Annotated in this window: 13 protein-coding genes; 7 read left to right on the top strand and 6 right to left on the bottom strand. The window is 69.9% G+C overall.

What is annotated here, in order from left to right; all coding sequences use genetic code 11:
- Window positions 1-75 precede the first annotated feature (75 nt).
- Window positions 76-504: an IS200/IS605 family transposase gene (gene tnpA, locus ACIBVN_RS01130; protein ID WP_397131301.1), complete on the bottom strand. Its 429-nt coding sequence runs from the start codon at window positions 502-504 to the stop codon at window positions 76-78.
- Window positions 505-528: 24 nt separating this feature from the next.
- Here tnpA and ACIBVN_RS01135 point away from each other — a divergent pair, with 24 nt between their 5' ends.
- Window positions 529-1,845, top strand: a complete 1,317-nt coding sequence (locus ACIBVN_RS01135) for an RNA-guided endonuclease InsQ/TnpB family protein (RefSeq protein WP_397131303.1) — start codon at window positions 529-531, stop codon at window positions 1,843-1,845.
- A gap of 81 nt (window positions 1,846-1,926) precedes the next feature.
- Here the strand turns inward: ACIBVN_RS01135 and ACIBVN_RS01140 are convergent, their stop codons facing one another.
- The 3 genes from ACIBVN_RS01140 to ACIBVN_RS01150 all read right to left on the bottom strand — a co-directional run bounded on the left by ACIBVN_RS01140 (window position 1,927) and on the right by ACIBVN_RS01150 (window position 3,774).
- Complete coding sequence (locus tag ACIBVN_RS01140; RefSeq protein ID WP_397131305.1) at window positions 1,927-2,055, bottom strand: hypothetical protein; 129 nt, start codon at window positions 2,053-2,055, stop codon at window positions 1,927-1,929.
- A gap of 120 nt (window positions 2,056-2,175) precedes the next feature.
- On the bottom strand, window positions 2,176-3,264 hold the full coding sequence (locus ACIBVN_RS01145; RefSeq protein WP_397131307.1) for an epoxide hydrolase family protein: 1,089 nt from the start codon (window positions 3,262-3,264) through the stop codon (window positions 2,176-2,178).
- A gap of 96 nt (window positions 3,265-3,360) precedes the next feature.
- The gene (locus tag ACIBVN_RS01150; RefSeq protein WP_397131309.1) at window positions 3,361-3,774 is read right to left on the bottom strand and encodes a nuclear transport factor 2 family protein; all 414 of its coding nucleotides are present in this window, start codon (window positions 3,772-3,774) and stop codon (window positions 3,361-3,363) included.
- An 87-nt stretch (window positions 3,775-3,861) separates the two neighbouring features.
- Between ACIBVN_RS01150 and ACIBVN_RS01155 the strand changes: the two genes are divergently transcribed.
- Both ACIBVN_RS01155 and ACIBVN_RS01160 read left to right on the top strand, forming a co-directional pair.
- Window positions 3,862-4,302 carry a MarR family winged helix-turn-helix transcriptional regulator gene (locus ACIBVN_RS01155; RefSeq protein WP_397131311.1) on the top strand — a complete coding sequence of 147 codons (441 nt, stop codon included), beginning with the start codon at window positions 3,862-3,864 and terminating at the stop codon, window positions 4,300-4,302.
- Window positions 4,303-4,544: 242 nt separating this feature from the next.
- The gene (locus tag ACIBVN_RS01160) at window positions 4,545-5,012 is read left to right on the top strand and encodes a 4-oxalocrotonate tautomerase family protein (protein WP_397131313.1); all 468 of its coding nucleotides are present in this window, start codon (window positions 4,545-4,547) and stop codon (window positions 5,010-5,012) included.
- On the opposite strand, the gene ACIBVN_RS01165 is transcribed toward ACIBVN_RS01160, so the two are convergent.
- The gene (locus tag ACIBVN_RS01165) at window positions 4,971-5,543 is read right to left on the bottom strand and encodes a TetR/AcrR family transcriptional regulator (RefSeq protein WP_397131315.1); all 573 of its coding nucleotides are present in this window, start codon (window positions 5,541-5,543) and stop codon (window positions 4,971-4,973) included. The genes ACIBVN_RS01160 and ACIBVN_RS01165 overlap by 42 nt on opposite strands.
- Before the next feature lie 26 nt (window positions 5,544-5,569).
- Here ACIBVN_RS01165 and ACIBVN_RS01170 point away from each other — a divergent pair, with 26 nt between their 5' ends.
- From ACIBVN_RS01170 to ACIBVN_RS01185, 4 genes are all read left to right on the top strand, one after another.
- The gene (locus tag ACIBVN_RS01170) at window positions 5,570-6,667 is read left to right on the top strand and encodes a zinc-binding dehydrogenase (protein ID WP_397131317.1); all 1,098 of its coding nucleotides are present in this window, start codon (window positions 5,570-5,572) and stop codon (window positions 6,665-6,667) included.
- A gap of 141 nt (window positions 6,668-6,808) precedes the next feature.
- Entirely contained in the window at window positions 6,809-7,318 is a 510-nt protein-coding gene (locus tag ACIBVN_RS01175) for a (2Fe-2S)-binding protein (protein ID WP_397131319.1), read from the top strand.
- The gene (locus ACIBVN_RS01180) at window positions 7,318-8,283 is read left to right on the top strand and encodes an FAD binding domain-containing protein (protein ID WP_397131321.1); all 966 of its coding nucleotides are present in this window, start codon (window positions 7,318-7,320) and stop codon (window positions 8,281-8,283) included. The genes ACIBVN_RS01175 and ACIBVN_RS01180 overlap by 1 nt, the downstream gene beginning before the upstream one ends.
- Before the next feature lie 20 nt (window positions 8,284-8,303).
- A complete protein-coding gene (locus ACIBVN_RS01185) occupies window positions 8,304-10,484 on the top strand; it encodes a xanthine dehydrogenase family protein molybdopterin-binding subunit (RefSeq protein WP_397131323.1) in 2,181 nt (726 codons plus the stop codon).
- Between the two features lie 48 nt (window positions 10,485-10,532).
- Here the strand turns inward: ACIBVN_RS01185 and ACIBVN_RS01190 are convergent, their stop codons facing one another.
- Window positions 10,533-11,762 (bottom strand): ROK family protein, encoded by a 1,230-nt coding sequence (locus ACIBVN_RS01190; protein WP_397131325.1) that lies wholly within the window; start codon window positions 11,760-11,762, stop codon window positions 10,533-10,535.
- Between the last annotated feature and the right edge of the window lie 96 nt (window positions 11,763-11,858).

Raw genomic sequence — 11,858 nt, forward strand, 5'->3', positions numbered from 1 at the left:
CGCGCGGGAAGGCCCCCTGGGGGAGTGTGCCCTGACCGCTCTCATGAGATCAGTGTGACCACGTGTTGGTCCTTCTTATATCTGAGGTCGGTCCTGGGACTGGATGTAGGTGCGGGTGGCCAGGTTCGCGGCACCGGTGGAGCCGGCGTAGTAGGAGCGGGACCAGAAGTGGCCCTCCCACAGGTATGTGCGGACGTGGGCAATGTATTCCTGGCGCAGATAGCGGGCGGAGACGCCCTTGATGCTGTTGACCAGGGTCGACAGAGCGACCTTGGGCGGGTAGTGCACGAGGACGTGGACGTGATCGTCCTCGCCGTTGAACTCGGCCGGCTCGTAGTCGAACTTCTCACACACCTCTTTCATGATCCGTTCGCAGCGTTCAAGCATGGGCTCAGTAAAGACATTTCGCCGATATTTCGTGACGTACACCAAATGCGCAGAGAGCTCATGGACGCAGTGGTGCCCTGTTCTGATGTCGGGATTGAATTCCCATCTCGGTGACATACACCAAACGATAGAGTGTGCCGCGTGGAGCTGGAGAAACGGTCGCGTGCTCATGTGGCACGCCTGGACCTGGACGCGCGGCAGAGCGCCGTGCTGGACGGTCAGGCGCACAACGCGCGCGTGCTGTGGAACCTGCTGCACGAATTCTTCACCTTCCGGCAGGGTCGGTTCGCGTCGCTGGCTCAGTGCGACGAGGCCATCCGGGTCGCCCGCAAGGAGATCGACTGGCTGAAGGATCTGCCCGCGCAGGCGGCGCAGGCTGTGCTGAAGACCTACCGGCAGGCGTGGGTGAACTTCTTCAACGCCGACCATCCGGCCAGGCGGCCCACGTTCAAGAGCCGGTTGCGTTCCCGGATGGCCGTGGACGTCCCTCAGGGCCGGGATTTGAATATCACCCGGATCAACCGGCGGTGGGGCGCGGTCAACATTCCCAAGCTCGGCCGGGTCCGCTTTCGGTGGACCAAAGACCTGCCAGGGGTCACCAAAGGCGGACCGGACGGAAAGATCACAGGTGCACGGTTGGTCAAGCAAACGGGCGGGTGGCACATCGTGTTCCGCACCCAGACCATGCAGCCACCCACCGCCCCGCACCAAGGGCCGCCAACCGCGATCGACCGGGGAATCACCGTCCCACTCGCCCTGGCCACCGGGGAGAAAATCCGCCACCGCAAGGACTGGCTGACAGGCGGAGAACAGGAGCGCCTGCTCCGCCTGGAACGCAAAGCCGCCCGACAGAAACGAGCGGCCAAACCCGGCCAGCCCACCAGCAACCGGCTCAAAAGAACGTACGGCCAGATCGCCCGCCTGCGCGCGAAAGCCAAGCGCCGGGCCATCGACTGGCAGCACCAGACCACCGCCAAGCTCACCGACCGGTTCAGCGTCATCGTGCTCGAATACCTCAAGGTCAGGAACATGATGGCCGCCGCCTCCGGCACCATCGAAGCGCCGGGCAGGAACGTCGCTCAAAAACGCGGTCTGAACCGCGCCATCGCCAGCCAGGCATGGGGCCGTACCGCCGAGTTCCTCACCTACAAGGCCACCGCCAAGGGCGGGAAGGTCGTCTTCGTCCCGGCGCCGGGCACCAGCCAGGAATGCCACGCCTGCCACACGACCATCGAGGGGTCGCGCCAGACGCAGTCCCGGTTCGTGTGCAAGAACACAGCATGCGGGTGGATCGGCAACGCCGACGTCAACGCCGCCCGCACCCAGTTGTACTGGTACAACTCAGCCGCCGGACGGGCGGTCACTGGACGTGGAGGCCCTGCACCACTGGGGCCGGTGAAGCGTCAAGCAACTCATGGCGGGACTACCCACACCGCCCCGTATGGGGTGGCCGCGTAGCAGCCATGAGAATCCTCTCCATTCGTTCATAGGGAGGAGCACGTCAAACCATGCTGACCTCCTACTATTTACTACTTACTACTACCTACCCCCGGCCGCGGCGACCACGCCCTCGCGGGTGTTCTCCGAGATCATGTCCCGCCGGAACTCCCGGCCACCCGCCAGCATGACGAAAGGCTTCGCTATCGGGTCGTCCGCGGTCACGTCCATCCCCGACCCGCCACCCACAGGTGCACGCCGCGCCGGAGCACGCCGGAGCGCGGCGCGGGGCGCGCACGTCGAGGACGGCGTCGGAGTTCTGCCGAAGGCCTCCTAGCGGGTGGCGACCCGCTAGTCGTGCTTGATGTGGGTGAGGAAGAAGTCCCGGATGTCCTCGGCGAGCAGTTCCGGCACCTCCATCGCGGCGAAGTGGCCGCCGCGCTCGAACTCCGACCAGTGCCTGATGTCGTACAGCCGCTCGGCCAGCGGTCGCACCGACTGCGTGATGTCGTGCGCGAACACCGCCACGCCAACCGGCACCGGGCACGGCTCGATCCGCCGCGGAGCGTCGTGGTGCAGCCGTGCCGAGGAAGCCGCGGTGGCGGTAAGCCAGTACAGCGAGATGTTGGTGAGCATCCGATCGTCACTGATCTGCGAGCGGGGGTCCGTCCAGTGTGCGAAGCGCTCGGCGATCCAGACCAGCTGGCCGACCGGCGAGTCGGTCAGCGCGTAGCCGATGGTCTGGGGGGTGAGGGCCTGCAGAGCCTGGTACGGCGGACGATTGGCCATAAGCTGCCTGATCTTGTCCAGCCGGGCTTCATCCGTTTCGGACAGTTCGATGTCGGCGTCCGGGACCGGGCGGGTCGGCAGGTAGTTGACGTGCACCCCGACGACCTGCTCGGGCGCCACCGCACCGAGCGCCATTGAGATGCCCGAGCCGAAGTCGCCGCCCTGCGCGCCGTAGCGCTCGTACCCGAGACGGCGCATCAGCTCAGCCCAGGCCCGCGCGACGCGGACGACATCCCAGCCGCGCTCGTGGGTCGGCCCGGAGAAGCCGTAACCCGGGATGGACGGGATCACCAGGTGGAAGTCGCGCGACAGCGGCTCGATCACGTCGAGGAACTCCAGGAACGAACCGGGCCAGCCGTGGGTGAGGATCAGCGCGAGCGCGTCCGGCTTGGAAGAGCGGACGTGGACGAAGTGGATGTTCTGGCCTTCGATCTCGGTGGTGAAGTGCGGGAGCTCGTTGAGCTTGGCCTCGTGCTCGCGCCAGTCGTAGCCGGTGCGCCAGTATTCGGCCAGTTCCTTGAGCCGCGCCAGCGGGAAGCCGTAGTCCCACCCGGCGTCGGCGACCTCGTTGGGCCAACGGGTACGGGAAAGCCGGTCGGCCAGGTCGTCGAGGTCGGTCTGGGGGATGTCGATGCGGAACGGCTTGATCATGGTCTTGACTCCAGGGGGATTCATTCGGACAGATGACGTGCTTGCCGGTGGTGCGTGACACATCCCCGTGGATGTCCACAGCTTCCCGGAAAGAGATCAGTTCTCGCGCGTCCAGGCGGGCGTGATCCGCACCTCGCGGAATCGCCAGCCGGCCGGCGTCCGTACGGTGGTGGAGGTCATTCGCAGGCCGCCTGTGAAGTGGGGGGCTTGGCCGTCGCGGTAGTAGTACACGAGCGAGTTCGCCGAGGCGGCCGCATGGTCGCCCTCGACGTTCACCAGCAGGTCAGTAGTCGTGTGCTGGGTGTGCTGCCCCTCGACCTCACCCTGTCGCATGAAGCCGACGACCTTGTCGATGCCGCGGAGTTCGCCCCCGCGCGGCGAGTGCACCGCCACATCGTCGGCGAAGACGGTGTCCGCATCCTCCCACCGGTTTTCGTCGAGCAGGCGCGCGAAGCGGGCGAACAGGTCGGCGATCTCGATGCGGTCGGCGATCAAAGTTTCCGTGGACATGACATCCCTTTCGTTGGTGACTCCAATGTTGGCGCCACCCACTATACATAGATTGATTGGCGACGCCAACGATGTATGGTGGTTGTCGTGGAAGAGACACCCGCACGATTGACCGCGAAGCCAAGCTGGCTGCTCACCCAGCTGGCAGTGCACGCCCACCGGTTGGCGTCCGACGGCTTCGGCGAGGTGGGGGCGCGTGGCTACCACTACCGGATCCTGGCCGCGCTGGACGAGTTCGGGGTGGCCAGCCAGGCTGCGCTTGGCCGCCGGTGCAACATGGACCGCAGCGACGTCGTGGCGGCGATCAATGAGCTGGCCGAGCAGGGTCTCGTCGAGCGGACGCCGGACCCGGATGACCGAAGGCGCAACATGGTGACCCTCACCGCGGCGGGTGATCGGCAACTGCGACTCATGGACCGGGCGCTTGACAAGGTGCAGGACGACCTGCTCGGACCGCTTCCGGCGGAGGACAGGCGGACCTTGATCCGCCTGCTCTCTCAACTGCTCACGCACCACCAACGGGGGTGAGGGGCGGGTTGCGGATGCTCCAGCTCATCGCCACGCTCACCCAGCTCGGGCCATAACGCAGGGGTGAAGGCCTACGCACGGCGCGGGCCATCGCCCCTCGCCTGCGCCACTCTTGCCGCGCGGCGCAGGGTCGCTCATGGCGTCAGCCCCAACTCGCGCAACTGCGCCGGTCGGCTGCTCAGAATTCTCTATGACGCTCGTTATAGTGGGAATATAACGAGCGTCATAGAAGGAGTGGCCCAATGACCGTCATCACCGTTACCGCACCCGCCGGACGGCTCACCGGCGAGCAGCGTCGCAGGCTGGCCCGCACGCTTACCGACGCTGTCCTGGTGCCCGAGGTCGGCCGGTTCGTCGAGGCCGCCCGGGTGGGCTTCCAGGTGCACTTCGCCGAGTCCGCGCCGGACATGATGGCCATCGGCGGCGTCCTGCTCAGCGACTCGGGAGCCGACGCCATGCACATCGACGTGGCCGTCATGGAGGCCGACTGGGCCCCGGACGTCCGCGCGGACGTGATCACGCGGGTTCTGGCGGCCATGGCCGAGGCGTGCGGGCTGGAACAGGCCCCGCCGGGGTGGTGGGTGAACTTCCGGGTGATCGAGGAGGGCAGCTGGGGCTCGCGGGGCGGCGTGCTGTCGATCCTGGACCTGCTCGACAGCGGCGTCTTCTCAGCCGAGCGAGCCGAGGCGATCCGTAAGCAGCTGCTCTAGCTGGGCCGCGACGTCGTCCAGCGGCTGGATGTCGCGCTTGGCCCGGCACATGGCCACCGTGCCCTCCACCGAGGCGACGATCAAGGTGGCCAGCGGTCCGGCGTCCGCGACACCGTGTTCGCGCAGCGCCTCGACCAGCAGCCTCTCCCAGGCTGTGAAGACGGCGGCAGCGGCGGCGATCGCCTCGGCCTCGCCCTCGGCGGGCGGCTCCTCGACCGCCACGGCCAGCACCGGGCAGCCCGCGCGGAAGTCGCTGTCGAGCACCGTCTGCCGCCACAAGGCCAGGAAGGCGCGCAACCCGGCCACGGGCCCTGCCGTCAGCTCGCCCGCCAGTGCCGTGGACACCAGGTCACCGGCATACCGTACGGCCTCGGCGGCCAGTTGCTGCTTGCCACGGGGGAAGTAGTGGTAGGTCGAGCCCAGCGGAGCCCCGGAGTGCGCGGCCAGATCGCGGACGGTGCTGCCGGCCAGCCCCCGTCGCCGGATCAGATCGGCCGCCCCCATGACGACCCGATCCCGTGAACTTGCCATATAACGATCGTAATAGCAGGGATGGCATGCGTGAGCTGAGATTCGAGCGCAGCGGCCGACTGGCCTGGCACGAGGCCGCGGAGCCCCGGCTGCGTGAACCCGACGACGTCATCGTCCGCCCCTTCATCGCCGGCCGCTGCGACGGCGACACCGTGCCGATCCACCGCCCCGTATCACGTGTCATGCAGGCCGGCCTGACCCTCGGCCTGATCGACCCGGTCGTGGCGAACATCGCCGGTCATGTGCCCTTCAAGGGCCCCTTCGCGATCGGCCACGAATGTGTCGCCGAGGTCGTCGAGACCGGACCCGACGTGACCGCCGTGACCATCGGCCAGCGGGTGATCGTGCCGTGGGCGGTCTCCTGCGGCGCCTGCCCACGCTGCCTGCGGGGTCTGACCGCCAAGTGCGCCCGCGCCGCCGGCACCCTGGCCGCCTACGGCTTCGGCCCCTCCTGCGGCCCATGGGGCGGGATGATCGCCGACCGGTTCCGCGTGCCGTACGCCAACCACATGCTCGTCCCTGTCCCCGACGGCATCCCCGCGCTGCGCGTGGCTGCCGCCAGTGACAACCTCGCAGACGCCTGGCGGGCCGTCGTGCAGCCACTCCGGGTACGGCCCGGCGGCCGGGTCCTGATCCTCGGCGGCGGCGCCAAGAGCATCGGGCTGTATGCGGCCGGACTTGCGGCCGTTCACGGCGCCGCGGTCGTGGACTACGTGGACCGCAGTCCGCACCGCAGGCAACTCGCCGCCTCCCTCGGCGCCCGCACTCCCGCCCGAGCCGAAGGCGATTACGACGTCGCCGTCGAAGCCACGTCCACGGCTTCGGGGGTACGGCAGGCCATGCGCGCTCTGGCGCCCGGAGGCATCTGCACCGCGGTCGGCTACTACCTGGCGACCGGCACCCGGGTGCCGCTGATGCGTATGTACGCGACCGACGCCACCCTTCACCTGGGCGTCTCCCACACCCGCGCGATCCTGCCCGAGCTGCTGGACTGGGTGCGTCGCACCGGTTTCCCCGCCGAACGCGTCACCACGCTGACCGCCGAGTGGGATCAGGCACCCGAGGCGTACTGCACCCGGACCACCAAGCTCGTGCTGCGGCGCGATCCGCTCGGTGGGGATTGAGCCTGCTTCAGGTGCCGCCAGTCATCGGAGGAAGTAGCCGCACTTCATGCCATCCGCCCCTTCGGTGGACGGAGTGCAGGTGATAATCATCCGATGTCTGCTCTTGACCGGTGGGGTGGGCAAAGCTTAACGTTCCGCCGTATGGAGCAGGCTGATCTCGCCCGGCGGCGCTTGCCGGGACAGGCCGCGGACGGCACGGTCGAGGTGGCGTTCACGGTGAACGGAACCGCCGAGCGGCTCCGCGTGGACCCACGGACGACGCTGCTCGACACCCTGCGGGAGCGGCTGGAGCTGACCGGCACGAAGAAGGGCTGCGACCGCGGGCAGTGCGGGGCCTGCACCGTGCACGTGGACGGCAGGCGGGTGCTGTCGTGCCTGACCCTCGTGGCCATGATGGACGGCCGGGAGGTCACCACGATCGAGGGCCTCGCCGAGGGCGACCGGCTGCACCCGGTGCAGCGGGCGTTCATCGACTGCGACGGATTCCAGTGCGGGTTCTGCACGCCGGGGCAGATCATGTCGGCGGTGGCCGTGCTGCGCGAGGGGCATGCGAAGACCGACGCGGAGCTCCGCGAGGCCATGTCGGGAAACGTCTGCCGCTGCGGCGCCTACCCGTACATCGTCGAGGCCGTGAAGCAGGCGCGGGCCTGATGCGCGCGTTCGGCTTCGCCGCGCCGCGCGGCATCGACGACGCCCTGCGCCTGGCCGGGGACGCCTCGGCCTTCCTGGCCGGCGGCACCACGCTGGTCGACCTGATGAAGCTCGACCTGCTCGCCCCCGAGCAGGTCATCGACATCAACCGCCTCCCGCTGCACGGGATCCGGCTCGGACCGCACGGACTGCGCATCGGCGCGCTTGAGCGGATGGAGGACATCGCCCGCCACGACGCCGTCGCCACCCACTACCCGCTCATCTCGCAGGCGCTGCTCCTCAGCGCGTCACCGCAGCTGCGCAACATGGCCAGCATCGGCGGCAACCTCCTGCAGCGCACCCGCTGCGGCTACTTCCGCGACGTGGCGACGCCGTGCAACAAGCGCACACCAGGCAGTGGCTGCCCGGCGCGGACCGGCGACAACAGAGGCCACGCCATCCTGGGCACGAGCACCTCCTGCGTCGCCACACACGCCAGCGACGTCGCCGTGGCGCTGGTCGCGCTGGACGCGTCCGTACGGCTGCTCGGCGCCGGCGGCGAGCGGACGGTGGCGCTGGCGGACTTCTACCTGCCGCCTGGCGACACCCCGCACGTGGAGAACCGGCTGCGCCCCGGCGAGCTCATCACCGAGGTGATCGTGCCGCCCCTGCCGTGGGCCGGGAACTCCCGCTACGTCAAGGTACGCGACCGTCAGTCGTACGAGTTCGCGCTGGCCTCGGCCGCCGTGGCGGTCGATCTTCGCGACGGCGTCGTCCACGATGCCCGGGTCGCGGTCGGCGGCGTGGGGACCGTGCCCTGGCGGCTGCCCGCTGTGGAGGCGGCGCTGCGCGCCGGTCAGAGCCGCGAAACGGCGGCCGGGCTCGCCGCGGAGGGCGCGCGCCCGCTGGCCGGCAACGCATTCAAAGTGACACTGGTACAGCGCGTGATCCTGCGCGCCCTGACGGAACTGGCAGGCGCGCGATGAGGCCCGTGATGAGGCCCGTGATGAGGCCCGTGATGAGGTCGGTGGACAGGGAGGACGGCCCCGTCAAGGTCACCGGCGCGGCGCTCTACGCGGGCGACAACCACCCGGACGGTCTAGCCCACGGCTACCTGCTCACCAGCACGATCGCGCGCGGCTCCATCCTCGCCATGGACACCGCCCTGGCGAAGAAGGCGCCCGGAGTGATCGCGATCTACACGCCGTTCAACCCGCTCGAGCTGCACCCCTACGCCAAGGAGGAGAACGCCGAGCTCACCCCGCCACTGCAGGACACCGGCGTCCGCTATTACGGCCAGGCCATCGGACTGGTCGTGGCGGAGACGTTCGAGCAGGCCAGGGACGCCGCAGCGCTGGTGAGCACCCGCTACAGCGCCGAACGCCCCAGAGCGTCCTTCGCCGACGGCCTGCCGGGCGCCACCCCGCCGCCGGGCGGCACGCCCGTCGTGGACGTGCTGGCACCCGGTGTCTCCTCGATCGACGAGGCGCTGGCGGCCGGTGACGTCACTGTCACCGCCACGTACACCACTCCCGCCGAGACCCACGTCGCGATGGAGCCGCACGCCACCGTGGCGTTCTGGACGGGGGACCGGCTCACGGTCCACACCGCGAGCCAGGGCGTACGGCTGGTCGTGGACCGGCTGACGGAGACGCTCGCCATCGACCCGGAGCTGATCCATGTCATCAACCCGTACGTCGGGGGCGGCTTCGGCAACAAGTGGGGCATGTGGGCGCACACCCCGCTGACCGTGGCGGCGGCCCGCGCCCTCGATCGCCCGGTCAGGACGGTCCTCACCCGCGAGCAGGTGTTCACCGTGGTCGGGCACCGGCCGGTGACCACCCAGACCGTCTCGCTGGCTGCCGCAAGGGACGGCACGCTCATCGCCGTCAAGAACGACGGCGTCTCCAGCAAGTCGGCATCGAACGGCTTCTACGAGCAGGTCGCCAACCTCTCCCTGGCCCTGTACGGCTCGGCCAATCTGCACGTGAGCAGGAAGGTCGTCACCCTGGACGTGCCGGTCACCACGATCATGCGCGCCCCTCAGGAGTCCAACGGCTCCTTCGCGCTGGACAGCGCCATGGACGAGCTGGCCGCCGAGCTCGGCATGGACCCGCTCGACCTGCGCATGAAGAACGACACCCCGATCCACCCGGCCAACGGGCTGCCCTGGTCGAGCAAGCACCTGGCGGAGTGCTACACGCTGGGCGCCGAGCGGTTCGGCTGGTCGCGGCGCAGTTCCAGGCCCGGCGCGGTCACCGACGGCGACTGGCTGGTCGGCCTCGGCATGGGGACGGCGACCTACGGCGCGGGCCGAGGCCAGGCGTCGATCAACGTACGGCTCCGCGACGACGGCCGGGCCGTGGTGTCGGGCACCGCGGCCGACCTCGGCACAGGACAGTCCACCGTCTTCGCCGTCCTCGCCGCCGACGCACTCGGCATCCCGGCCGGCCGGGTCGTGCCGGTGCTCGGCGACTCCGCCACGCCGCCGGCGGCCAACGCGGGCGGCTCCGGCTCCACCTCCACCAACGGGCCGGCCGTGCGGCTCGCCGCCGACGCGGCCAAGGAGGCGATGGTCAAGCTCGCGACCGAGCACGAGAAGTCGCCGTTCCACGGACGGGAGGTCACGTTCTCGGCGGGGGAGGTCAGGGCCGGTGGGCGCGGGATGCCGTTCGGCGAGCTGCTGACCTTGCTGGGCGTGCCCGCCGTCGAGGCCACCGCGACCTCGCCGCGCAACCCCGTGAAGGACCACGCGTTCAGGTCGTTCGGCGCGCACTTCTGCGAGGTGCGGGTCAACCGGTGGACCGGGGAGCCGCGGGTCACGCGGTGGCTGTGCGTGGTGGACGCGGGCACGATCGTCAACGCCAGGACGGCCCGCAGCCAGATCGTCGGCGGCATCGTCATGGGGATCGGTCAGGCGCTGCTGGAGGACCTGCGGATCGAGCCGGAGACGGGCCGGTTCGGCAACGCCACGATGGCCGACTACCTGGTCCCCGTCAACGCCGACATTCCTCCTATAGATGTGGAGTTCCTGAATTATCCGGACACGCTGCTGAGCGACCTCGGCGCCCGCGGCATCGGCGAGCTCGGCATCGTCGGAGCGGCGGCGGCCGTGGCGAACGCCGTCCACAACGCCACCGGCAAGCGCATCCGCGACCTCCCCATCACCCTGGACAAGCTCCTGTGACCGGGGCCGCCGCCTCGGTCGCGCCTTCCTGATCCGCGCTTCCTGAGGTCAGCAGACGGTCAGGGTGTCGCGCCACACCTCGTCCAGGGCCATCTGGATCGCGCCGGTGAGCACAGTGCCCTCGGCCAGCTCCGACAATTCCACGCTCGGCGGGGTGAGGGTCAGGTCCTCGAGGTGCCGGGCGATCGCCTCCAGCAAGACCGAGCCGGCTCGGGCGATGCCACCGCCGATCACTATCGCGTGCGGGGACAGCACAAGCACGACGGGCGCGACCGCCTCGGCGAAGACGGCGGCGACCCGGTCGACGACCTCGGCGGCGATCGGATCACCCCCGGCGGCGGCCGCGAAGACGGCGGCCGCGTCCGTCGCGCGGGCGAGCCCGGACTCCGGATGCTCCGCGGCGCGGCGGCGGGCGAGATCGACGATCGCCTCGGCGCCGATCGCGCGCTCCAGCGGCCCACGACCGTCCCCGGCCGCGTCCGGAAGGCGAGCGTCCGGAAGGCGAGCGTCCGGAAGGTGAGCGTTCGGGCGGATGAAGCCGATCTCACCTGCCTGGCCCGCCCCCCGATGCAGCCGCCCGTCGATGACGACACCGGCTCCGAGCCGCTCGCCCCACTGGACCGCGAGCAGGGTGCCCGCGCCGGTGCGCTGGTGGGCGGCCGCCAGCGCGGCCAGGTTCGCGTCGTTCTCCACCGTGACCGCGCAGCTGAACCGAGCCCGCAGGCGGCCGGCGAGGTCGATCTCCGACCAGCCCGGCACGCTCGGGGCGAACAGCACCCGGCCGGTGGTCACCTCGACGATGCCCGGGGTCGCCGCGGTGACCGCCCTGATCTGCCCGGCGGCCACGCCGGCGGTCGCCAGCGCCGCACCCGTCGCCTCATCGACCGCCTCGAGCAGGTGCCGAGCGTCACGACGGCTGACCGCCCGGCGGATCACCGCGAGGCGCTCACCGGCCAGGTCGGCGATCCCCGCCGTCACGGTGTGCGGGCCGACGTCCAGACCGAGCACGGGCGCCGCGCGGCCGTTCAGCGAGAACCGCGTCGCCGGTCTGCCCACCGTGGCGCGTCCGCCGCCTGGCCGCGGCGCGTGCTGCCGCAGCCAGCCGCCGGCCAGCAGATCCTCCACGGCCTGGGCGACCGTCGGGCGGGTGAGCTCGGTCAGCCGGGTGAGCTCGGCCAGCCGCACCGGCTCAGGCGCGCGCCGCCGGACCGCGTCGAGCACCGCGGCCCGGTTCATCCTGCGCAGCACCGGCGTACCCGCCGGCCGTTCCTCCTGCATCCGCGCCCCTCGCTGTCCGTTTCATGAACATCCGTCGCGAGATCTTGACCTTCGATCGCCTGCGGCTCAGTATATTTCGCAGAGAGTTTACGAAAA

This window comes from Nonomuraea sp. NPDC049400 (assembly GCF_044466425.1).
Taxonomy (GTDB): domain Bacteria; phylum Actinomycetota; class Actinomycetes; order Streptosporangiales; family Streptosporangiaceae; genus Nonomuraea.

Excerpts from the sequence above, each read along its gene's own strand:
- ACIBVN_RS01190 (WP_397131325.1), bottom strand. The coding sequence starts at position 11,762 with ATGCAGGAGGAACGGCCGGCGGGTACGCCGGTGCTGCGCAGGATGAAC.
- ACIBVN_RS01150 (WP_397131309.1), bottom strand. The coding sequence starts at position 3,774 with ATGTCCACGGAAACTTTGATCGCCGACCGCATCGAGATCGCCGACCTG.
- ACIBVN_RS01165 (WP_397131315.1), bottom strand. The coding sequence starts at position 5,543 with ATGGCAAGTTCACGGGATCGGGTCGTCATGGGGGCGGCCGATCTGATC.
- ACIBVN_RS01145 (WP_397131307.1), bottom strand. The coding sequence starts at position 3,264 with ATGATCAAGCCGTTCCGCATCGACATCCCCCAGACCGACCTCGACGAC.
- ACIBVN_RS01170 (WP_397131317.1), top strand. The coding sequence starts at position 5,570 with ATGCGTGAGCTGAGATTCGAGCGCAGCGGCCGACTGGCCTGGCACGAG.
- ACIBVN_RS01140 (WP_397131305.1), bottom strand. The coding sequence starts at position 2,055 with ATGGACGTGACCGCGGACGACCCGATAGCGAAGCCTTTCGTCATGCTG.
- ACIBVN_RS01180 (WP_397131321.1), top strand. The coding sequence starts at position 7,318 with ATGCGCGCGTTCGGCTTCGCCGCGCCGCGCGGCATCGACGACGCCCTG.
- tnpA (WP_397131301.1), bottom strand. The coding sequence starts at position 504 with ATGTCACCGAGATGGGAATTCAATCCCGACATCAGAACAGGGCACCAC.
- ACIBVN_RS01175 (WP_397131319.1), top strand. The coding sequence starts at position 6,809 with ATGGAGCAGGCTGATCTCGCCCGGCGGCGCTTGCCGGGACAGGCCGCG.
- ACIBVN_RS01160 (WP_397131313.1), top strand. The coding sequence starts at position 4,545 with ATGACCGTCATCACCGTTACCGCACCCGCCGGACGGCTCACCGGCGAG.
- ACIBVN_RS01185 (WP_397131323.1), top strand. The coding sequence starts at position 8,304 with ATGAGGCCCGTGATGAGGTCGGTGGACAGGGAGGACGGCCCCGTCAAG.